A 22,158-nucleotide genomic window follows, 5' to 3' on the forward strand; every position below is an offset into this window, starting at 1 on the left:
AGAGGAGGAACGCGTATGTCAATCGATACATTATATGAAGCAGAAGTAGCCCAGACGGAGAAAGATCACCATATCCCGACTGCCGGAGCGATGACCGGCCATATTTTAGCCAATCTGAAGATTCATCAGGAGAAGCTGGCTCAGGCTGTTTATTATGCCAGAGGACCCGAAAGGCCCTTTTTAAAAAAGTCCTTCAGCCAGGCCATTCAAACTGAAAACAGGTTATTTGATGGACTTGCACAATTGTTGTTAGATGAAGACGAAGTGATTCCGACAACAACTGAAGAATTCAGCCGTTACAGCATGTTGGAGGAACATGGAAAATTCAAGTATCTCTCGGCTAAAGAATGGCTTGCATCTGCAGTCAAAGACTTTGATACGCAAAATCTGTTTATCACGCGTGCTATAAAATTAGCTGAGAAAGAGGATAAACCGGCCCTTCAGGCGTTTCTGGTGCAGCAATTAAGCTGGAATAATCGTCAGATCCGTGAATTACAGGCTTACCTGGGTCATGCGCCTCGAGAGGGCTTAGAAGAAGAAGAAGAGGATGACGACTAAGAAATGGAGGTCTGAAAATAAAGAAGCGCGGCCGTTTGATTCCGGTATCCGTGTTCTATTTTAAAAAAAGAGAGCACCTGTTCCGGAAGAACTAAAAATTGTTTTGTCTGATTGTCCCATCAGCCTTTCCCTGATGGGATTTTTTTGTTACCTGCGACTTGTCAGAAGGCAATTTTTGCTTTATGCTTTTTAGGCATTTAAAAAAATACACGCTAATCGACGCGAACAGGCAGGATGATCCGGTCTGTCACGTAATTGTCATTTTTTAAGCAGCAAAACGGGTGAGGAGCCTGCGGCAGGAAGGTTAAGGATTTGTATGCTGCTGCCGGTTGTCTGGTAAAATTGAGATGTAAACATGATGTTGAAATTGATAATCGTTATCAATAGAATGAATAGAGAGCAGAATGTGAATTAGCTGAGGATACAATGAATGGCTCCTGAATCTTTAAAAAGAAAGAAGGAATTAATGTGATTCTTTATACGCGAACCGGTGACGAGGGGAAAACCGCGATTATCGGCGGTCGAGTAGATAAAGACGATCTGCACGTCGAAACCATTGGTACAATTGATGAAGCCAATTGTTTTGTGGGTCAGGCTGTCGCACAACTTGATCCCGGGCGTTTTCATGATTTACTTACCGATTTGAAGAAAATTCAAAATGAGCTGTTTGATTGCGGTGGCGATCTGGCATCGGTCACGAAACATCGTAAAAAACATGTGAATCAGGAAATGATTGATTATCTGGAGAAACGGATCGATCGGCTGATTGATGAAGCTCCGGATATTGAACAGTTCATTTTACCGGGAGGTTCAGTGCCAGCCGCCTCGCTGCACCTGGCGCGCGCGGTAACCAGACGGGCAGAGCGCTGTGCGGTTAAACTGGTGAAGGTGGATCAGAAACAATCCTTATTACCCTTACACTATTTGAACCGGCTTTCCGATTACTTTTTTGCTGCTGCCCGTGTTGTTAATTATCGGCTGAATAAACAAGAGGATTTGTATGGACGCAGTGCGCCGGTTTTTCGCGGGGGCAGAAGAAAGCAAAATCGAATGCCGGGAGAGCAGGAGGGCAGATGAGAAACCGTGGATTGGGCTTTGAACGGAAATTTGTGAACGAAACACACAGCCAGGGGAGAAAAGGAAACATCTGTCACATGGGTCAGGCCCGACCAGATCAAGGAAAAACAGGCTATTAAGGCACGCCGGGTATGGGCAATATTCTGTCGGTGCCATCTCTGAGCGGGTCGCAGGGACAGATCTTATTCTTGAAAACAGGACGTATTACCCATAGAATGTTTAGAGGAGAGAGTGAATCCATTCAGGAGCCGGGACGTCCTGTTCCATCGATAAATTGTCCTGCTTTTCGGGTCTTTCTAAATTTATTTCCGATAGAGTCGATACAGAATATAGAAGAAGCTGGTATACGATGATGACAAAATACAGAACTGGTATTGGAGAAAGCAGCAGTAAAATTATTCTGATTGGTGAACATTCGGTGGTCTACGGGCAACCGGCAATCGCCATGCCCGTACCCGTCGTGCGTGCAGTGACCCGGACCATGCACTGCCCCGGACCGCTGAGGCTGGAGTGTGCCTTCCATCATGGGATTTTGAGCAACGGTGATGACAACATTGCCGGACTCAAAAAGATGATTCCGGCCGTTCTGCGCGCTTTAAAACAACCTGAACGGGATCTTATGATTTCCATCAGCAGCCGCATACCGGAAGAGCGGGGCATGGGTTCGAGTGCAGCTGTGGCCATATCGGTTGTCCGCAGCCTGTTTCATTATTTTAATACACCGCTTGACCGGCACAGACTCCTCAGTCTCGTCGAAATTTCTGAAAAATGCTGTCATGGAAATCCGAGCGGTATTGATGCGGCTGCAGCCAGCAGTGCACATCCGATTTTCTTTATGAAGGAAAAGGGAACAGAATGGATCCACAATACGCTGCATGCCACTCTGGTGATTGCCGATACCGGTTTAAAGGGCCAGACCCTTCACGCGGTTGCCAGCCTGAAAAAGCGATTGAAGCAAAGCGTACATCTCCGGGGAAAAATAGAACAGTTAGGTGTGCTGACTTCATTGGCAAGAAAAACACTGGAAACAGCTAAAGAGGAAGCGCTGGGACCAATCCTGCTCGATGCCCATCTGATTCTCAGAGAACTCGGCGTCAGCCATGCCACTCTGGATCATCTGGTTGATACCGCCATGGCGAATGGAGCGATGGGAGCAAAGCTGACCGGCGGCGGCTGCGGCGGCTGCATCATCGCACTGGTTAAAGATGCAGAAAGGGCGTCACATCTGGCGAAAAAGTTAGTGAGTGCAGGCGCGCACAATACGTGGATTCAGCCGTTTCAGGATGGATATATTCCAGTCAGAACCTGAATCCATGCCCGGCGTGGCATGGGAAAGGGAGTGAATGCTGTGGATGCTGCACGAGCCTATACGAATATTGCTTTGATCAAGTATTGGGGAAAAAGGGATGAGCAGCTGATTTTACCGATGAACAGCAGCTTATCGCTGACTCTTGATACGTTTTACACGGAAACAGGCGTTGAACCGCTAAAAGCGCTGCACGAAGATGAAGTCGTCATGGATGGCGTGCTTCTGAGCGGCGCTTCCGCTGAAAAAGTCAGACATTTTATGCATCTGATTCGCGAAAAATCGGGAAGTCGTCTGTTCGCGCGCATTGTCACCAGAAATCATGTTCCGGTTGCTGCCGGCTTTGCTTCTTCAGCTTCCGGTTTTGCAGCGCTTGCGGCCGCAGCCGCCCGCGTGTATGGGTTGGACTGCTCCCCCGCTGCCCTGTCACGGCTTGCCCGTCGCGGTTCGGGATCAGCTTCGCGTTCGATTTACGGCGGTTTTGTGAAATGGCTGAAGGGAACGGATGATGCAAGTTCTTATGCACTGCCGGTGGATCCGGCCAGATGGCCCATTCGCGTCCTGTCGGTTGTGGTGAATGGAAAAGCGAAAAGGCTCTCCAGTCGTGCGGGGATGAAGCGAACAGTTGAGACCTCACCTTTTTATCCTGCCTGGGTTCGGCAGTCTGAAAAGGACCTTGCCGGAATAGAGCCGGCGATTCGGGCACATGATTTTGAATCTCTTGGCAAAATAGCGGAAGCCAATGCGCTCAGGATGCATGCGGCCATGCTGGCGGCCGATCCGCCTTTTACGTACTGGGAAGAAGGCACCCTGACCGTGATGCGGCGCGCCGCATATCTGCGCAGCCAGGGGGTGCCGTGCTATTTCACGATTGATGCCGGACCGAATGTCAAACTGTTTTGCCTGCAGCCGCATGTTAACCGGATTCGCGAAGATCTGTCCAGGTTCTTCCCCTCTGAAGCGCTCATCGTGACCAGACCGGGTCCAGGTGTTGCGTATCTGGATCATCCGGTTCAGTAAAGGAGACAGATTTAATTGCCCTTCATACAATGTGCACCTGGAAAACTTTATATAGCAGGAGAATATGCGGTCGTTGAACCGGGTTATCCTGCGATCATTGTTGCCGTCGATAAGTACGTGACGGTACAAATTGAACATAACGAAACAACCGGGCGGATCCAATGGGCTGACGCAGCGCTGGTTCTGAGACGCAATGGCGCCAGTCACTGGATTACTGAAGGAGACGCCCGTCCCTTTCGCTTTGTATTATCGGCGATTGAATGGACGGAGCAATACATACAGTCGCTGGGGAAAATGCCTGATACCTATCAAATAACGATCAGCAGTGATTTGACAAGAAAAGATGGGAAAAAATATGGACTGGGTTCCAGCGCTGCTGTAACAGTCGCCTGTGTGAAGGCCATCCTTGCTTTTTATGAAGTAAAAATGGACCGGGAAACCGTCTTTAAACTGTCGGCCATCGCCCATCTTCACATTCAGGGGAACGGGTCCTGCGGAGATATTGCTGCCAGTGTTTACGGCGGCTGGATTGCGTATACATCATTTGATCACCGATGGCTGGCGCAGATGATTCGTTCAGGAGCAGACTGGCTTGGATTGCTTCATACAGACTGGCCCATGTTATCGATACGCTCACTCGCGCTTCCGCCGGATCTGCGATTGCTGGTCGGCTGGACGGGGAAACCGGCATCAACATTCAAACTCGTTGATCGGGTGGAAAAAGCAAGGCGGACGAGGGAGCAGGGTTACCGGCACTTTTTAAATCAAAGCAAGGCCTGTGTAGAAAAGATGATTGGCGGTTTTCTCAAACAGCATGCGCCGGCCATATTAGAGGGGATCCGGGAAAATCGAAGGATTCTGGCCCAATTATCGAGGCTTTGCGGCGTGTTAATTGAAACCGACAGACTGCACCAGCTCTGCAGGATTGCTGAAAACCATCAGGGCGCAGCGAAAACGTCCGGTGCCGGCGGAGGAGATTGCGGCATCGCGCTTGCTCATCGAAAAGTCGATAAAGAAGCGCTCTTTGCCGAATGGAAAAAGCATGGCATCCTGCCGTTAGATCTGCATGTAGCGAAGAAAGTATTCTAAAAGGGAAAAGGGTAATGTGATGGAGTCACGTAAAGATCAGCATGTCCGACTATTTCAGGAAACCTACCGGAAACACGAGAACGATTTTGATTCTGTAAAATTTATTCATGATGCTTTGCCGGAAATGAGCCTTAATCAGATTGACTGTACAACGGAACTGCCGTTTACTTCATGGCCGCATGCCTTTTTTATCAATGGGATGACCGGAGGAAGCGAGAAAACTAAAAAAATCAATGAAAGCCTGTCACGGGCAGCAGCAGCAACAGGGATAGCAGTTGCCTCCGGTTCACAGAAGGCGGCTTTAAAAGATCCGGAATTACGCGGTACATTTCGCGTGCTGCGCCGCGTCAATCCGGATGGATTTATCTTTGCCAATATAGGTGCTGAGCTGGATGCGGAACAGGCGAAAAGAGCCATCGATATGCTGGAAGCAAACGCGCTGCAGATCCACTTAAATGCACCTCAGGAAATTGTCATGCCGGAAGGAGACCGGGATTTTTCATCATGGCTGAAAAATCTGGAGCAAATCGTCCGTTCGGTTGATGTACCGGTTGTCGTTAAAGAGGTTGGATTCGGGATGAGCAGGGCAACGTTTCGGAAATTGGTGAATGCAGGCGTGGATGTGATCGATGTTGCCGGCAGAGGCGGTGTTAATTTTATTTCCATTGAGAATCGCCGCCGGAACCGGGCGCGATACAATTATCTGGAGAATTGGGGTCAGTCGACAGTCATTTCCATGCTTGAAGCGCAGTCTTATCTTGATCAGACTACTTTTTTTGCATCAGGCGGGGTGCGTCATCCTCTTGACATCCTTAAAGCGCTCGCACTGGGCGCCCGTGCGGTTGGCATCTCAGGTACTTTTCTCCATACCGCTCTGGCAGAGGGAGCGGATGGACTGATCAGACAGATTGAAGAATGGAAAGAACAGCTGACTCAAATGATGCTGCTGCTCGGCTGCCCGGATGTGGCCTCTCTTCGCAGAAAAGACCTGATCCTGAGTGGTTCTCCACTGGAGTGGGCACGGCTTCGGGGACCAAATCCGGAAAAACTTGCCAGACGTTCATCCGTAAGTGATTAATTGGACAGCCATCCATGACGGTTCTAAGTATATAGTGAGTATACCACCGCGCCCTGAAAAGACGTGGCCTGTGAGTCAAAGCCGGACGCTAATTTTCTTTAATAATCTTATTCAGCATAGCAAGTACACTCCCGGCATAACCCAGACCAAATTTATCCAGATGAACCATCAGATAATACAGCTGATAAAACGCCAGACGTTTTTCATATCCTTCATCAAACGGACAGGACGCCGCATAAGCCCGGTAAAATTCAGAAGTAAAACCGCCAAAGACCGTTGTCACGCCAATATCCAGCTCTCGATCGCCGTAAAGGGCTGCCGGATCAATTAATGCAGGGGACCCGTCTGCTGTAAACATATAGTTCCCGCCCCATAAATCACCATGCAGCAAGACGGGCTGACTCGGATGTCGTGCCAGCTCGGAGACGATGCAGGCACGACTTTCTTTATATAATCTTTCTTCCTGTCCGGTCCACAGGCCTTTCTTTTGCAGCGCTGAAGCAAGTACGTCCAGACGCCGGGTGACGAACAGCTCCGTCCATGAATCTGTCCAATCATTATTGAATGAAATGCTTGTACCCGAATAGGGGTAATCAAAGCCAAATTTACCGTTCGGGCTTCTATGTTGGTGAAGATGGGCAACCAGTTTTCCTAAATCAGACTGGCTTCCGGTTCCACGCTCAAGGTAATTGAGCAGGAGATAGGCATCACCGTGGATCTGTCCGCTCTTAATGACCTGTGGAGCCTGAACACCTGCTTCTTTAAATGCTTTTAATCCGGCAATCTCACTATCGTAGAAGCTTTGCGGATGATTCGGCTGAACCAGAAGAAAATAGCTTTCCCTGCCGGTATCGACACGGTAAGCCTGATTCACATCACCACCGCCAATACGTGTTACCGACCGGATATCCTTAAGCGGCAACTTGCTTATCCAGTTAGGGTCCATTTTACATCCTCCTCGTCATGAAAAGGTCTATCCCTATATTATAAACCTTAGTGATGCATCCGGGTCTGTTCACCTGTTTTCTTTCCAACCAAATGAGCGGTCATTCACTTCGCTTTTCTTTATGCCAGACACATATGGGTTGCCTTTGACAAAGAAACGGAATGGCCAGCAGGTGCCACTTCCCCGGCGGCTGATCCCTTTACGGGCGGAAACGCCGATTTCTTCCGGTTCCCTTTCTGCAGACAGATCTATGTACAGAGGGGCGTCCCCCATATGTTTCCTGTTTAACGATTTGTCGTGGATGCCCAGTGCTTCCATGAATTTACCCGGACCATTTGTGAGCTCAAAGCCATGCTTTTTTCGGTTCTTTTCCATCAGATCCCTGCCGTCCAGTGGCTCAATGGCACGAATCAGTATCCCCTGGGGAACTTCTTTCTTCTGCACGGCAATGTCCAGCATGGCCCGTCCGTGCAGCAAATAAATATAAATCGTACCGGGCGGCCCGTACAGTGCTTCGTTTGCCGGTGTGCGTCGTCCTTTATAGGCGTGCGCTGCTGAATCTTTTTGCCCCAGATAGGCTTCTGCTTCAACGATATATCCGCTCATGATCCCCTCGGGGTGCTCATAAACGAGCTGTTTTCCCAGAACGGAGCGGGCAATATCGGGAGTCGACTGCTGACTGAAAAAATCGCTGAGTTGTCGCTTCCTGTTCATCCTGTATCACCTGCTGCTGTGTTTTTAACGTTTATATGGCCCGAGGAATACTGCGCAGCTGATCCTTATCTTTTTAAGAGATGCCGAATGGAGAAAATGGGATGATACAGCAGCATCCACGGTCCGGAGAAACGCATGACTTCTTTGATTTTTTTTCGATAAACCGGACTGTAGCAATGGACTTTACAATTGGAGCAGGCACTTTTATTTTCTCCAAAACGGCAATAGGAAAGTCGTTTTAATGCATAATTGTTTAAATCGCGACACGAATCACACAGTTCTTTCTGATGGTGTTTTTTTCTGCAGAAAATCTCGATCATTTTGGTAACGGTTTCTTTTTCTTTGCGGATTACAGGGCCGTTATTTAATGCTCTTTTTCCCATTTCTTTAGCCTTCCTTCTCAAGCGTCGATCAGGGTTCTGCCAAACCCTATTTTACAAGTTATATCACGCTATGGGTATGACAGGGATCAAGGCGCAGGAAAAAACCGGGAAATTTTTCTTTGCTCAGGACATCCCGGTTTTTTACTGCTTTATTGTCAAATCATTGTCATCAGGACAGGAATTTCAACCAGGCTGAGAAGTGTGGTTTCTGTCACCATCACTGCTGCGTAGTCCGAATCGGCATGGTAAAGTTCGGAGACGACCGGCGCATTGGTCATCACCGGCATCGCTGACTGCAGGATAAAAACCTGTTTCATCAATAGCGGCATCGGTGCCGGCAGGACGAGCAGGGTCATCAAGACAGGTGCAGCAATGAATCGTCCGACCAGGACACCAATATTATCCCTGTTCAGGCTTAATTTGTTCAGTCCGGCCTGATGAATGGCGAAACCGATGAAGAGCATCGACAGAGGAATGGTCAGACCTCCGATATAATTCAGATCCGACATAAGGAATTTCGGCAGCCGAATATTCAGCAGGATCAGGATCACGCCGACAATAAAACCCATCAGAGGCGGTGAGAAGATTTTACTTAACGTTTGTTTCAGACTCAGGCGTGAAGAGCTGTCCCCGTCTCTTTGAATCAGATAAACACCCAGAGTCCAGAAAAAAGTAGTATTGGCCATATAATAAACAAGGACATAGGGCAGACTATCATCACCAAACAGCGCCATATTAACCGGCAAACCGATGAAAACGGTATTCGAATTACAGAACATCGATTTAAACAGACCGCTGTGACTATTCGGGACGGCAAACAGTTTGACGGCTAAAAAAGAAAGGGCAAACAGGATAAACATGGACAAAAACGGAAAAAACAGGTCAGGCAGCAATACCATTAATTCCTTACTGGTAAAATCGGCGGTAATGGTACTGATCATATAAGCCGGCAGGGCGATCTGTGTGACCAGTCGCGCCATTAATTTACCGGTTTTCCGATCAAACCAGCCACGGTCGGTTAATACGTAGCCGATACTGATCATGACAAGGATCACAAGAACCCCCTGGATCCCCTGAAAAAACGTTCCCAAGATAAAGGCCTCCATCACTGTGCGACAAGTCATAAATCGTCATAAAATTTACTTATTAATTAGTATCAACGAGCATACAACAATGCTAGAATTATAGTCAAATGTTCATAGGGTCATAAAAAATATTTATATCAGTGAAGAGGACAAATGAATTTACAGGATTTGAAATATTTCCAGCGGCTGGTCCAGGAGCGGAGTTTTACAAAGGTAGCGGAATATTATCATGTCAGCCAGCCGACCATCACTCTGTCCCTTAAAAGGATGGAGAAAGAATTTCAGACCAGACTGGTCGAGCGGAACCATAACCATAATGAACTGCAGATTACGGAAAGCGGAAGGCAGCTTTACCACCATGTTGAGCCTATGCTGAATGAGTGGCGGCTCGCCCATCAGGAGATTTACGCGCTTAACCGGCAGATTATTCGATTTGGGATGTCGCCGACGATCAGTGCCCGTTTTTTTCCAGGTATGACCTATCAGTTATTAAAGTCCGGGCTGCTGAATCACCTGTACACGTACGAAGCCGGTTCCCGGGAACTTCTGCACGCCGTCCTGGAAGGGAAGATTGACATTGGACTGATTGGCAGTGTCACATCGCCAGTGGATGAGCAGTTAATAGAGGAAAGTCTGAAAGTGGTTCCATTTAAAATCGTCGCGGGTCCGGGCAGCCCGCTCGCGGCCTGCCGTTCGGTCAGTTTTCGTGAAGTCGGTGATTTCCCGTTTGTTGTTCTGGACAACCATTATGCCAATCCGGTCGCTTTTGCGCGTATTTCCCGCCAGGCGGGTGTTTCACCGAAAATCATCTATCGCACCAGTAATATCGACACACTGAAAAGGATCGTCAGCGGTGGCATGGCCATCAGTTATATTGCAGATTTGTCCATTCTGCCTGGGGATCCGATTGTCAGCATCCCCCTGACAGATCAGGACCAGCCGGTTCTGACCGTGATGATGGTTTACCGGAAAACGCTGGAGCTGACCGAACGTGTGAATAAATTTATGGATATTGTCCGAAAATACGAATAGCCGGCACATTCACCTGTTTCCGGGCAGAACCGGAATTTTTTTCCGCTTGCGCCTATTCGTGTTATGATAAGGATAGATTCTATAAAAATCAGGTGATAACAGTGAAACAGGGGACAACGATTATTACGCTTGACAATGGATACCATCTCTGGACACATACGCGGGGAACTGGCAATATACACCTGCTGTGCCTGCACGGTGGGCCGGGGGGCACCCATGAATATTACGAGAACTTTGCGGAGAAACTTGCCGGGCAGGGGCTGGATATTCAGGTCCATATGTATGATCAGCTTGGTTCTTTTTATTCTGATCAGCCGGATTACTCCGATCCGGAGACGGCCGGGAAATATCTGACGTATGATTATTTTCTGGGAGAAGTTGATGAGGTCCGCAGAAAACTGGGACTTGATCATTTCTATCTGATTGGTCAGAGCTGGGGCGGACTGCTGGTTCAGCTGTACGCTTTGAAATACGGGCAGCACCTGAAAGGCTCCATCATTTCTTCCATGACCGATAATATTGATGAGTATGTCGCACATATTAATCAGATCCGGGAAAAAGAACTGTCCCCTGATGCGGTGGCCTTTATGAAAAAGTGTGAGGCTGAGAATCATTACGATAATGACCGCTACCAGGGATATGTTGATCAATTAAATAAAGGCTATGTCGACCGGAAACACCCGAAGGCCATTTCCCATCTGATCAGTACGATGGCGACTCCGGTCTATAATGACTTCCAGGGAGATAACGAATTTGTCGTGACCGGAAAACTGAAAGAGTGGGACGTACGGGACCAGCTGAAAAACATCCAGGTACCGACGCTCCTTACATTCGGTGAACACGAGACGATGCCACTTGCGGCAGCCAGGCGTATGGCTGAAAGCATCCCTCACGCACGGCTGGCCACAACTCCGGAAGGCGGTCATCACCATATGATCGACAACGCCCCGGTCTATTTTGATCATCTGGCTACTTTTATCAGGGATGTCGAGAGCGGGAATTTTAAAGATTGAAAAGAGGAGAAGCATCCGGCGCAGGTTCGGATGCTTCGATTTCGTATTTATTGACGGAAGAATCCGTCAGATTATTTTCGCAGACTGATTAATAGCAGAATGCGGTGCCGACGATAATCAGCAGAATGAAGAGAACAACGAGCAGCGCAAAACCATTGCCGTGTCCAATACCTCCGACATTATCATAAGGAGCTCCCACACAGAACACCTCCTCATCCATCAGATAGTCCATTGTATGAAAGAGGGCCCGCTCCGGCATGGGCAAAAGTCGTAGGGACAAAAGCAAAAAAGAAGGAGGATTTCCTCCTTCTTTTTCATGGTGACCGGTTAACGGGAAGATGAAATACCGGAAAGGGCAGCTTCGGCTTCATCCCGGTAGTGATCCCTGTCAGCCAGATCACCAAGTGCGACATAACCAATCAATTTTCCCTGATCGACCACAGGAAGCCGGCGAATCTGATGCTCAGACATCAGGCGCGATGCCTCATGGATATCCATATCAGGTGTTCCTGAAATCAGATGATCACGCGTCATGCACTCTTCCACATGGATCTGATCGCCATCTTTTCCACGTGCTGTGGAGCGAAGCGTCATATCGCGGTCTGTAATCACTCCCAGAAGAGTGTGATCGTTATCGACAACCGGAATCGAACCGATATGGTGATGGCTCATCAGTTCAGCAGCTTCTTTCAGTGTCTGACCCGGTCGACAGCAGATGACGTCATGAGACATAATATCTTTCAGTGTGTGTGTCAATCTCATCAATCCCCTTTCGCTAAATAATTTGCCCTAATAACGGGAATACATGACTGCGAAAAAGAGGGATTTTTTGCTATAGAGCTTCTCCGGATCTTCAGACCAGGTTTAAAAAAAGGCCGGTGCAGAAGGCAATGAGAAACAGGATCAATGCCAGAACGTCGTTTCTGTTCAGCTTCAGAACGGTCAGACGCGTCCTTTGACTGCCCCCGTGATAGCATCTGCTCTCGATGGCATTGGTCAGCTCGAAAGCGCGGCGGAAGGAAGACATAAACAGCGGCAGGATGATCGGAGCATACGATTGAATCCGGCGGATAAGGTGGCCGCTTCCGATTTCAGCACCCCGGGCTTTCTGCGCATCGGTAATCCGTCCGATTTCATCAGCCAGTGTCGGAATAAAGCGCAGCGAAAGCGTGACGATCATAGCCAGATCATCGACTCTGAGATGCAGTTTCCTTAAAGGACGCAGCATTTGCTCCAGGCCTGCTGCCAGGGCATTCAGCGAAGTGGTATAGGTGATCAGTGAACTGCCGGCAATCATGGCGGTCAGCCGGATCATGAGCGACAGGCCGACAAACAGCCCCTCACGTGAAATGTGTATAAAATAAAAAGATAAAAGCGGTTCGCCCCTGACATAAAACAGGTTCATCAGTGCTGTAAAAATGATGACAGGAATCAATGGACGGATGCCGGTGAAAACCTGCCTGATCGATACGCCTGAGAGGCCGATCAGGACGGCAAGAACAGTGACCATGAAACCCAGGCTTGCCGGGCTTCGCGAAATGAAGACCATAATAATGAAAAGAAAGGTCAGGGTTATTTTCACTCTGGGATCCAGGCGGTGCATCAGTGAATGACCCGGAATATATTGCCCTGCAGTGATGTCACGCGTCACAGTCCGTCACTCCCTCTGAACAGCTTAAGAATTTCAGCTTCCGCCTGACTGACGGTCAATGCTGCCGTATTCACAGGATAACCGGCTTGATTCAAGAGATGCAGGAGTTTTGTTACCGGGGAATATCCAGCCCCAGTGATTCGAGGCGATCAGCCTGTGAAAAAATAACAGCTGGCGCGCCGGACATGACCAGACTTCCCTGATCGATAACGATGACTTGATCTACGCGTTCAGCGATATCTTCCATACTGTGCGAGACCAGAATGACGGCACTCCCGGTTTGCTTCCTGTAGGATTCGAGGCGATCCAGCATTTCTTTCCTTCCTGCAGGATCAAGCCCGGCCGTCGGTTCATCCAGAATAAGAACCTGCGGGCGCATGGCGATCACACCGGCAATGGCGATTCGCCGCATTTCACCGCCGGATAACCGGAACGGATTTCGTTCAAGATAAGAGGCATCCAGGCCGACAAAGTTCAGGGCATTCAGCACCCGGCTTTGGATCTCCCGATCGTTGAGACCCATGTTTATCGGACCGTACATGATCTCTTTCTGGACGGTGTCCTCAAAGATCTGTGTTTCCGGATATTGGAAAACAAGGCCGATACGGAACCGGACAGAGCGGATTTGATGAGGGGTACGCCAGATATCTTCGCCGTTTACCCGTACCTGTCCGCTGTCCGGACGTAAAAGTCCGTTCATCTGTTTGATCAAGGTTGATTTTCCGGAGCCTGTGTGGCCGATGATACCTATGTATGCGCCGGCAGAAACCGACAGGGAAATATCCGACAGTGCCTGTTTTTCAAAAGGCGTGCCGGATCCATATCGATAGGAGACATTCCTGAGTTCAATGATCGGCATGACTTTCCTCCAGACTGGCGATCAGTGATGTCGCGCATTCATCGACACTTGTTATTTTTTCAGGTATGGGGATGCCGTGGCGGCGTAAATGACTGCACAGTTCCACGATCTGGGGAACATCAAGCTTCACATGCCGGAGCTGCTCAGGCTGTGTCAGGATATCCTGCGGTTTCCCCTCACGATAAACCTTGCCCGCATCAAGCAGGATCAGTCGATCCGCAAGAGCTGCTTCTTCCATATTGTGCGTGATCAGTATGATCGTGATCCCGTAGTCGCGGTTGAGCCCCCTGATGGTATTCATGACATCCCGGCGCCCTTTTGGATCAAGCATCGATGTTGGTTCATCCAGGACAATACATTTTGGACGCATGGCCAGGATGCCGGCTATCGCGATACGCTGTTTCTGACCTCCCGAGAGCTTAAAGGGGGTGTGCAGACGATAATCGAACATACCTGTCGCCTTGAGGGCTTCATCCACGCGTCTGCGGATTTCTGAGCGCTCCATACCAAGATTTTCAGGAGCAAATGCGACATCTTCTTCAACGATAGTCGAAATGATCTGGTTATCCGGGTTCTGAAAAATTAAACCCACGGTCTGCCTGATGGCCTGTTTTTTCTCCTCATCCCTTGTATCCATGCCGTCGATGAGGACTTCTCCCGAGGAGGGCTGCAGAAGTCCGTTCAGGTGCCTGGCCAGAGTGGATTTCCCGCATCCGTTCGGACCAAGAACGGCCACGAACTCACCGGCCGCCACATCAAAGCTGATTCCATTCAAAATCCACGGCCTGCCGTTGTGGTGGTGCAGATATTGAAAATGTAAATTTCTGACTTCGATCAGGTGTCCCATGGTATACCTCCCATTTCCTGATAAAGTGAAACTTCAATCAGTGGGGAAGTCCTTCAACCCCACTGATTGTTCGTTGACTCATCGGGCTGCTGCGGAAAGCGATTCCCTACCGGGGCCGTTTGTTTATTCATTATAAATGAAAAAGTCCGGACAGATGTTCATTGCCCGAACTTATCATACAAATTCCCTCAGACTTTGGAAACCCCTTTATTTGAATCGAAAATTTCAAGTCCCTTTTTCAGCGGGAAGTAAAGGATGGTGACAATAATGACAGTCGAGACCGCATTGATCGAAGTAGCCAACTGACTCGTGATTGAAGCAATCACTGCGGGTCCGAATGCACTTCCTGATAACAGGGCAAGAATAACATGATAAATAAATTCCAGAATGATTTTGGATGCCCCGGCAATAATCGCCACAAAGAGGATATGGAGCACGGTATCGCGACGTCCGAAAAGGCGAAAAGACCCGGTAACAATTGCTGCAATAATCAGCGCCATGAGTGCTGTAACCGGTGACGTTGAAGCGTATCCGTTCAGAAGATCAAACAGACCCAAACCGATTGCGCCGGCAATGCCTCCGCGTGTACCGCCTAAAAGCAGGGCGGAAAGAACGACCAGTGAATTACCGAAATGAATGAACGGAGCGCCTATCGCAGCCGGGAGCGGGATGCGAAACAGGGAAATACCCAGGTAGGTGATTGCGGCGAACAGTGCCACAAGCACGATGTCACTTACGCCAAAACCGTTTTTTGTCCGACTCATAATGATGTCCTCCTCAAAAAAAGTAAGATAAGTAATAATTCCTATAAATATACAAGGGATAATGGATAAGAATTGCGCTTATTTTACACTCAATGGTCCGTTCTGTCAAACAGACTCAGGCAGAAATGAGGACAGGTCTATTCGATTCTGATAAAATACGCTATGTAAGATGAAAGGAGCTGTTTCAGTTGTCTGAAAAAAAGGTACTGATGATTACGAAAAGGGTCTGCCCATACTGTGAGCGGGCGAAGGTTGTACTGAATAAAGGACTCGAAGGCAAATATAATGATCGGATAGAATTTTTTGTACGTGAAGATGATGAAAAGCGTTTCTCTGATCTGAGAGAAAAGTATCATTTTCTAACTGTTCCGACGTTCATTGATAAAAAAACAGGCGATGTTCTGAGCGATTCTAAGCCTGAAACCATTACCGCCTTTATGAAAAAGGCGTTTGGTGAGTGAGCGGAGTAACAGGTACGGACGGATAAGCATCCGTCTTTTTTTTTAGCTTTTTTTCAGGATTTACCGACAGGGTCACGAGCTTATTGTGTTGTGGGGAACCCCTTGTGCCGTTAAGGGTTCAGAAATTATTTTCTTCCAAAGTAGAAGGCAAATTTTCGTACGGTCAAAAGTTAGGGACGATTTACCCCCATATGAAAAATACTGGGGAGGGTGACCTGGTATCCGCTCTTATCGGTTGGGGGATCAGGTTAAGCGCATGATCAGATGAATAGGCGGAAAACTTTCGCTTATTTAGAAAATAAAATGAAAAATAAGCTACCATAGACGGAGAGCTTCCGCCTATTGCTTTGAAAAGCTGGAAAATAGAGCTTTTTGTCTGGCATAATCGGATAGTTTCCGCTTATATCCCCCGAAAAGAATGCCGTTCTGCCCCTAACCGGAAAATTTCCGCTTATTTTACTTTTTGCTCTCAGGACAAAACATCTTATGACAAGTAAATCAGATGAAAGCCCTCGCAAGATAGGAGATGGCCTGTGGCTACTTTGAAAGGGATCGCAATACGTCAGGAAGGAAAACCTTTGACAATCCGGAAAAGTTGCGCCGCTAATATTGGTGTGATGAAAAAAATCAACATTGAAAAAGCTCACCACATAAATCCCTTTTCTAATGCCTCCATTTCAGTTACGATAGGAAGAGATCTTTCATTTCATTTAAGGAGATATCCGCATGGATGCTGTATCCTGGGTGATCGATGTATTTCTTCACATTGATCAGTTTTTACTTCAGATCGTAAGTCAGTATGGAGTCTGGACTTACGGCATACTTTTCGTCGTAATTTTCATTGAAACTGGTCTCGTCATTTGCCCGTTCCTCCCCGGTGATTCACTGCTGTTTGCCGCGGGGGCGATTGCAGCCAACAGCAGTTCCGGTCTGAATCTGTTCTTACTGATCGTTCTGATTATTGTTGCTGCGGTCCTGGGCGATACAGTCAACTACTGGATCGGACGTGAACTGGGGCAGGCACTGGAACGACATCATCTTTTTCACCGGTTGATTAATGAAGAAAAGATGGAAAAGGCAAGACAGTTTTTTAATAAATATGGCGGATTTGCTGTTTTTCTGGGCCGGTTTATTCCGTTTATCCGAACATTCATCCCTTTCATTGCCGGCGGCAGCCGGATGCATTACCCGTTTTTCTTCTTCTACAATGTTCTGGGCGGAACGGTATGGACACTGGTCGGACTTCTTGCCGGGTACTTCTTCGGACGGATTCCATTTATCAGTGAACATTTCTCCATTATCATGCTGCTGATTATTTTCATTTCTGTGATACCCATTCTGCTGGTCTGGGTGAGCAATACGTTCCGTAACAAAACCGAAAACTGATTGAAAAAGGCAGGGTTCCTGTGGCGGGTGCCTGCTTTTTTAGTTATGATCATGAAATTTGCACTCATGAAACATGAGTGAAATAATAGAAGGGATGAGTCTAATACAAGGAGATCTTTTGTATGGCTAAAAAGTCAAAAGTCGTCATGGAGAAAAAACGGGAAGCGATCGTTGCGAAGTATGCAAAACGGAGAAGGGAATTGAAGAAAGCGGGAAATTATGAAGCCATTCGCAAATTACCCCGTGATTCATCACCGACGCGTTTGCACAATCGCTGTGAATTGACTGGAAGGCCACGCGGCTATCTGAGAAAATTCCATATGTCTCGAATTGCTTTTCGTGAATACGCACATAAGGGTCAGATCCCGGGTGTCAGGAAATCCAGCTGGTAATTCCCGGGTAAAATGAAAACCGACAGGTCAGAGACTTTCTGACCTGCCGGTTCATTCTGTGCGGGTGAAATCATAAGCCAAGGAATCCTCTGGCAAACAGAGCCGCAGCGGCCGCTCCAAGAAATGGGGCGATACCTGGTACAATGATGCCGTATTGCCAGTCATTGTCTGCTTTACCGCCGGGGATCGGCAGGATAGCATGAGCGATTCGCGGTCCCATGTCACGGGCCAGATTCATGGCGAAGCCCGTCGGTCCGCCCATCCCCATACCGATGGCCCAGACAAGCAGCCCGACCGCAATGGGAACCATCCCGGGTGTTTTGACTCCGGAGATGGCAAGAATGGCTGTAATAAATATGAACGTATCAATAAATTCGACAAAGAAGTTACGAGGCAGATTGCGTACATTGGGGTTTGTTGAAAAGATATTTCTGATTTTCACTCGATCAATAGTGACAGATTCTTTGAACTGATCAGCATAAGCAATATAAACTACAATAGAACCGAAAATACCGCCAAGGACTTCAGCGATGCTCAGCGGAATTACCTGGGCCCACGTAATGTTGCCGAGGATCGCCTGCGCGAGAACCATCGCCGGGTTAATGCAGACCTCTCCGAAAATAAATAAGGATATGGTGATCCCAAATCCCCAGGTTGTAATCGCAAAAAGATGTCCGGACCCCTGGTATTTCGACGTGTTGAGGACTTCGCAGCAATGGACGCCGACACCGAAGACAATCATCAGCGCTGTACCGAGAAATTCCGCGACTAATTGATGCATGTTCAACATTTCCCCCTGAATCATCATTTCTGTTTTTTATACCTGAATGAGTATATCGGGAGAAAAACAGGCTGTCTTTTCCGATTTACAGGAGATTGTTATCCAGTTTTAAGAGTATCCGTTTTCAAAATGCAAATTTCCCAACTTGTTCAGGGATTACAGTTAAATACCGGCGCCACAGGAGAAAAAGATGCCCGGACGACTGGAACGAGCGGCTCAGATGTAACAACATCGTCACAAAACGTGGCTCCATTTTCTGATATACTCCTCGTTGTGAGCATCTAAGATGTACCGGGAGGACCTGTTACGTGCACGACATCTCATTTCATTTCGCATCGCTTGATTCTCGAGTCACTTGTCTGAATCAATCCTGCTTTACACTGATGCTGCCTGTTCACGGGTGCATCAGCATGGTCACATCAGCAGGAAATAAAAGAATCAGCGGTACGCAGATTTGTCTGCTTCCAATTCATCATGCCTGTACCTTCTGTGCAGACGGATCGAACGAGAGCCTGGTCATCGAAATTGATGAAATCTACGCGGTTCACTACTTTAAATCCAGATATACGGAGTGTGAGGGGGATGTTCTGGAGATGGACACCGTACTGCGTTCGGTGAAAGAGCTGTTGATCCGTGAAGTACTTCAACATCACCGGGATGAGTCCTTACTTCTTCTCAATTATCTGCTCCACAAGATTACCGAGAGACCGGTAACGCCTTCAATCCTTTTTATTCATGAACATTATGCTGAAAAAATTGACATCAAAGCTTTAGCTGCGATGGAACATTATACCCCTTCTTATTATTGTGACTGGTTTAAGCGGAAAATCGGAATGACCCCCCTTGCGTATATTCATTTTTTACGTATTCACAGAGCAAAAGAAATGCTTCATGACTCAAAGATGAGTGTACTGGACATCTCATACCAGGTCGGCTATGAGTATAATGCCTCTTTTACAAAAATGTTTAAAAAGTACGAACGAAAATCACCATCCGAATATCGGGCAGCCCTGCATCTCTCGTAAAGCTGTTCAGACAGGATATTCAGATGGTGTGACATGAATGGACAGCAAACACTCAGCCGGAGGTAACCTCCGGCTGATATATTTTCCGCCCGGCTGAAATGACGTGGAAACCGGCTGATATATTTTCCGCCCGGCTGAAATGACGTGGAGACCCGCTGATATATTTTCCGGCCGGCTGAAATGACGTGGAACCCGGCTGATATATTTTCTAGCCGGCTGAAATCAACTGGAGACCGGCTGATATATTTTCTAGCCGGCTGAAATGACGTGGAAATCGGCTGATATATTTTCCGCCCGGCTGAAATGACGTGGAGACCGGCTGATATATTTTCTAGCCGGCTGAAATGACGTGGAACCCGGCTGATATATTTTCTAGCCGGCTGAAATGACGTGGAAATCGGCTGATAAATTTCCGGCCCGGCTGAAAAGACCTGGAGATCGGCTGATAAATTTTCTGATCGGCTGAAATGACGTGGAAACCCGCTGGTATATTTTCTAGCCGGCTGAAATGACGTGGAGACCCGCTGATATATTTCCGGCCCGCTGAAATCAACTGGAGACCGGCTGATATATTTCCTGGCCCGCTGAAATGACGTGGAGATCGGCTGATAAATTTCCGGCCCGGCTGAAATGACGTGGAGACCGGCTGATAAATTTCCGGCCCGCTGAAATAAGTCGTAGACCGGCTGATAAATTTTCCGCCCGGCTGAAAAGACCTGTAGATCGGCTGATAAATTTTCCAGCCCGGCTGAATTGACGTGGAAATCGGCTGATATATTTCCGGCCCGCTGAAATCACGTGTCAACCCAGCTGATAACCCAGCTGATAAATCTCGAATTTTGGCCAAATTTCCAGAGGGTCTGATCAAACACTTCCAGACAAATCTTCCAGCACTCCGGCGGCATGTGTGACCCCCTGTTTTTTTGATTGATGCCTTTCTTCAGCCGAAGCCTGCAGATTTCCGGGCCGACCACGCCACGTGTATGAATGATCTGTTCCGGGTTTTGCGCCTCAGAGAACAGGGGAGAGCAGGCGTGAGGGATTGCCGCATGATTTCGGCAAATTCGCTCACTGCTCACAGAACAGGGGAGAGCAGGCGTGAGACCGATTCTTTGAATTTAATCAGTGCTGAGCGTTTCTTATAATCTTCCAACGTTAATTCCCGTGACAATCGCATATCCCGCTTGAAGATATCAGCCAGTTTTCGCGCCGTCTGCTCATGATAAATAAAAGCATTAACCTCAAAATTAAGACTGAAACTGCGAAAATCGAGATTGGATGTACCCACCGTTGCCAGCCGTTCATCTGCGATCATAGACTTGGCATGGAGAAATCCGTTTTGATACAGGTACACGCGTGCGCCTGCTTCAAGCAGCTGTCCGACATTGGAAAGAGTCGCCCAGTAGACGAAGGGATGATCCGGTTTGTTCGGAATCATGATCCGGACATCCACCTGTGAAAGCGAGGCAATAGAAATAGCGGTCAAGAGACTCTCATCAGGAATCAGATAAGGGGTTTGAATATAGACGGTCTGTTTGGCCGACAGGATCATTTTAATAAACCCGTTTTTTATCTGCTCCCATTTTTTATCCGGTCCGCTTGATACAATCTGAATCCCGACTTCTCCGTAATGCTTCCTGTTATTAATCTTATAATATTGCTGAAAAGGGACCTGTTCGCCTGACGCCTGATTCCAGTCCAGGAGAAAGCGTGATTGAATACTGTTCACTGCTTCACCCATAATACGCAGATGCGTGTCACGCCAGTAACCGTATTTGGCACTCAGCCCCAAATACTCATCGCCGACGTTAAAACCGCCGAGATAGCCGATTTCTCCGTCTATGATGACTAATTTTCGGTGGTTGCGATAATTAATTCGCAGGTTTAACAGCGGAAGACGCCCGGGGAAGAACGTCTGAAACTTGCCTCCCGCACGAGTCAGCCTCCGGACCAGCTTCTTTGAGAGGTGGCGTGATCCCTCATCATCAACGAGCAGACGGACGATCACGCCTTCTTCAGCTTTCTGCGCCAGTGTATCGATCATTTCATTACCGAGAAAATCGCTGCGGAAAATATAATACTCAATATGAATATGGTATTTTGCCGCTCTAATATCCTGAAGCAGCTGTCTGAACTTCTCTTCTCCGTCTGTGTAGATGGTCATGCTGTTGTTCAGCGTGAGCGGTGCTTCATCATTATTCAGATTCATATAAATCAGTCCGTGATAATCTCTGAGAACAGGTTGGGTAAATGGCGGGTCGTTATTAATGATCGCCAGCATTTGCTTTTTTACCAGCTCACGGGTACGCAAGTGCACGTTATGGTCCCATTTAAAAATCTTACGGCGGCTGAGGTTCTGCCCGAAAACCAGATAAAAAATAAAACCGACAATCGGCATGAAGTTAAGAATCATCAGCCATGCCCAGGTGGAACTGATACTTTTTCTTTCCAGAAAGACAACTGTTGCTCCCAGGAAAATATTAGATAAAATAATGACGCCCAGCAGTATAGTCGTAATGGTCATTCAAACACACATCCTTTACCCCGCGCCAGCAGGCGTTTAAATTATATAACAAAAACAGACAGCCCTGCCAGCATCTGCATGATAGCAAGGGAGGTTTTTCATTTCACTGCTGCCCGTCATCGTGAAAATCAGGGTATCCTGCCAGTGTCTGCGTTGATTCATTGATT

Annotated in this window: 24 protein-coding genes; 12 read left to right on the top strand and 12 right to left on the bottom strand. The window is 47.9% G+C overall.

Going from position 1 to position 22,158, the window contains the following annotated elements:
• Positions 1 to 15: 15 nt before the first annotated feature.
• The 6 genes from ABNN70_RS08205 (at position 16) to fni (ending at position 6,128) form a co-directional block, all read left to right on the top strand.
• On the top strand, positions 16 to 558 hold the full coding sequence (locus tag ABNN70_RS08205; RefSeq protein ID WP_353947510.1) for a ferritin-like domain-containing protein: 543 nt from the start codon (positions 16 to 18) through the stop codon (positions 556 to 558).
• Positions 559 to 1,026: 468 nt separating this feature from the next.
• On the top strand, positions 1,027 to 1,635 hold the full coding sequence (locus ABNN70_RS08210; protein ID WP_129928709.1) for a cob(I)yrinic acid a,c-diamide adenosyltransferase: 609 nt from the start codon (positions 1,027 to 1,029) through the stop codon (positions 1,633 to 1,635).
• A 352-nt stretch (positions 1,636 to 1,987) separates the two neighbouring features.
• Entirely contained in the window at positions 1,988 to 2,944 is a 957-nt protein-coding gene (gene mvk, locus ABNN70_RS08215; RefSeq protein ID WP_353947511.1) for a mevalonate kinase, read from the top strand.
• A 39-nt stretch (positions 2,945 to 2,983) separates the two neighbouring features.
• On the top strand, positions 2,984 to 3,961 hold the full coding sequence (gene mvaD / locus ABNN70_RS08220) for a diphosphomevalonate decarboxylase (protein ID WP_353947512.1): 978 nt from the start codon (positions 2,984 to 2,986) through the stop codon (positions 3,959 to 3,961).
• Between the two features lie 15 nt (positions 3,962 to 3,976).
• Positions 3,977 to 5,050, top strand: coding sequence for a phosphomevalonate kinase (locus ABNN70_RS08225; protein WP_206184275.1), 1,074 nt, complete (start codon positions 3,977 to 3,979; stop codon positions 5,048 to 5,050).
• A 19-nt stretch (positions 5,051 to 5,069) separates the two neighbouring features.
• Positions 5,070 to 6,128: a type 2 isopentenyl-diphosphate Delta-isomerase gene (gene fni, locus ABNN70_RS08230; protein ID WP_353947513.1), complete on the top strand. Its 1,059-nt coding sequence runs from the start codon at positions 5,070 to 5,072 to the stop codon at positions 6,126 to 6,128.
• 88 nt (positions 6,129 to 6,216) lie between these two features.
• On the opposite strand, the gene ABNN70_RS08235 is transcribed toward fni, so the two are convergent.
• The 4 genes from ABNN70_RS08235 to ABNN70_RS08250 all read right to left on the bottom strand — a co-directional run bounded on the left by ABNN70_RS08235 (position 6,217) and on the right by ABNN70_RS08250 (position 9,262).
• Positions 6,217 to 7,074, bottom strand: a complete 858-nt coding sequence (locus ABNN70_RS08235; RefSeq protein ID WP_353947514.1) for a fructosamine kinase family protein — start codon at positions 7,072 to 7,074, stop codon at positions 6,217 to 6,219.
• A 69-nt stretch (positions 7,075 to 7,143) separates the two neighbouring features.
• A complete protein-coding gene (locus ABNN70_RS08240; RefSeq protein WP_353947515.1) occupies positions 7,144 to 7,788 on the bottom strand; it encodes a DNA-3-methyladenine glycosylase in 645 nt (214 codons plus the stop codon).
• Between the two features lie 65 nt (positions 7,789 to 7,853).
• Complete coding sequence (locus tag ABNN70_RS08245) at positions 7,854 to 8,171, bottom strand: nitrous oxide-stimulated promoter family protein (RefSeq protein WP_129928704.1); 318 nt, start codon at positions 8,169 to 8,171, stop codon at positions 7,854 to 7,856.
• 155 nt (positions 8,172 to 8,326) lie between these two features.
• The gene (locus ABNN70_RS08250; RefSeq protein ID WP_240697245.1) at positions 8,327 to 9,262 is read right to left on the bottom strand and encodes an AEC family transporter; all 936 of its coding nucleotides are present in this window, start codon (positions 9,260 to 9,262) and stop codon (positions 8,327 to 8,329) included.
• Positions 9,263 to 9,409: 147 nt separating this feature from the next.
• Here ABNN70_RS08250 and ABNN70_RS08255 point away from each other — a divergent pair, with 147 nt between their 5' ends.
• Positions 9,410 to 10,288 carry a LysR family transcriptional regulator gene (locus tag ABNN70_RS08255; protein WP_353947516.1) on the top strand — a complete coding sequence of 293 codons (879 nt, stop codon included), beginning with the start codon at positions 9,410 to 9,412 and terminating at the stop codon, positions 10,286 to 10,288.
• 101 nt (positions 10,289 to 10,389) lie between these two features.
• Positions 10,390 to 11,301 (top strand): proline-specific peptidase family protein, encoded by a 912-nt coding sequence (locus ABNN70_RS08260; RefSeq protein ID WP_353947517.1) that lies wholly within the window; start codon positions 10,390 to 10,392, stop codon positions 11,299 to 11,301.
• A gap of 88 nt (positions 11,302 to 11,389) precedes the next feature.
• Here the strand turns inward: ABNN70_RS08260 and ABNN70_RS08265 are convergent, their stop codons facing one another.
• The 6 genes from ABNN70_RS08265 to ABNN70_RS08290 form a co-directional block, all read right to left on the bottom strand.
• Positions 11,390 to 11,500: a YjcZ family sporulation protein gene (locus ABNN70_RS08265; RefSeq protein ID WP_326407518.1), complete on the bottom strand. Its 111-nt coding sequence runs from the start codon at positions 11,498 to 11,500 to the stop codon at positions 11,390 to 11,392.
• A 128-nt stretch (positions 11,501 to 11,628) separates the two neighbouring features.
• Positions 11,629 to 12,033 carry a CBS domain-containing protein gene (locus ABNN70_RS08270; RefSeq protein WP_353949410.1) on the bottom strand — a complete coding sequence of 135 codons (405 nt, stop codon included), beginning with the start codon at positions 12,031 to 12,033 and terminating at the stop codon, positions 11,629 to 11,631.
• Positions 12,034 to 12,154: 121 nt separating this feature from the next.
• Positions 12,155 to 12,952 (bottom strand): energy-coupling factor transporter transmembrane component T, encoded by a 798-nt coding sequence (locus tag ABNN70_RS08275; protein WP_353947518.1) that lies wholly within the window; start codon positions 12,950 to 12,952, stop codon positions 12,155 to 12,157.
• A gap of 112 nt (positions 12,953 to 13,064) precedes the next feature.
• Positions 13,065 to 13,811, bottom strand: coding sequence for an energy-coupling factor transporter ATPase (locus tag ABNN70_RS08280; RefSeq protein WP_353947519.1), 747 nt, complete (start codon positions 13,809 to 13,811; stop codon positions 13,065 to 13,067).
• A complete protein-coding gene (locus ABNN70_RS08285; RefSeq protein WP_353947520.1) occupies positions 13,798 to 14,658 on the bottom strand; it encodes an energy-coupling factor transporter ATPase in 861 nt (286 codons plus the stop codon). The genes ABNN70_RS08280 and ABNN70_RS08285 overlap by 14 nt, the downstream gene beginning before the upstream one ends.
• 188 nt (positions 14,659 to 14,846) lie before the next feature.
• Positions 14,847 to 15,422, bottom strand: a complete 576-nt coding sequence (locus ABNN70_RS08290) for an ECF transporter S component (protein ID WP_353947521.1) — start codon at positions 15,420 to 15,422, stop codon at positions 14,847 to 14,849.
• Between the two features lie 188 nt (positions 15,423 to 15,610).
• Here ABNN70_RS08290 and ABNN70_RS08295 point away from each other — a divergent pair, with 188 nt between their 5' ends.
• From ABNN70_RS08295 to rpsN, 3 genes are all read left to right on the top strand, one after another.
• Positions 15,611 to 15,883, top strand: a complete 273-nt coding sequence (locus tag ABNN70_RS08295) for a glutathione S-transferase N-terminal domain-containing protein (protein WP_353947522.1) — start codon at positions 15,611 to 15,613, stop codon at positions 15,881 to 15,883.
• Between the two features lie 726 nt (positions 15,884 to 16,609).
• Positions 16,610 to 17,269 (top strand): VTT domain-containing protein, encoded by a 660-nt coding sequence (locus ABNN70_RS08300; RefSeq protein ID WP_129928694.1) that lies wholly within the window; start codon positions 16,610 to 16,612, stop codon positions 17,267 to 17,269.
• Between the two features lie 122 nt (positions 17,270 to 17,391).
• Positions 17,392 to 17,661, top strand: coding sequence for a 30S ribosomal protein S14 (gene rpsN / locus ABNN70_RS08305; RefSeq protein WP_129928693.1), 270 nt, complete (start codon positions 17,392 to 17,394; stop codon positions 17,659 to 17,661).
• 70 nt (positions 17,662 to 17,731) lie between these two features.
• Here the strand turns inward: rpsN and larD are convergent, their stop codons facing one another.
• On the bottom strand, positions 17,732 to 18,442 hold the full coding sequence (gene larD / locus ABNN70_RS08310) for a D/L-lactic acid transporter LarD (RefSeq protein WP_353947523.1): 711 nt from the start codon (positions 18,440 to 18,442) through the stop codon (positions 17,732 to 17,734).
• A gap of 308 nt (positions 18,443 to 18,750) precedes the next feature.
• Here larD and ABNN70_RS08315 point away from each other — a divergent pair, with 308 nt between their 5' ends.
• Positions 18,751 to 19,467, top strand: a complete 717-nt coding sequence (locus ABNN70_RS08315) for an AraC family transcriptional regulator (RefSeq protein ID WP_129928691.1) — start codon at positions 18,751 to 18,753, stop codon at positions 19,465 to 19,467.
• A gap of 1,075 nt (positions 19,468 to 20,542) precedes the next feature.
• Here ABNN70_RS08315 and cls read toward each other — a convergent pair.
• On the bottom strand, positions 20,543 to 21,991 hold the full coding sequence (gene cls, locus ABNN70_RS08320) for a cardiolipin synthase (protein WP_353947524.1): 1,449 nt from the start codon (positions 21,989 to 21,991) through the stop codon (positions 20,543 to 20,545).
• Positions 21,992 to 22,158 lie beyond the last annotated feature (167 nt).

The organism is Sporolactobacillus sp. Y61, from assembly GCF_040529185.1.
GTDB lineage: Bacteria > Bacillota > Bacilli > Bacillales > Sporolactobacillaceae > Sporolactobacillus.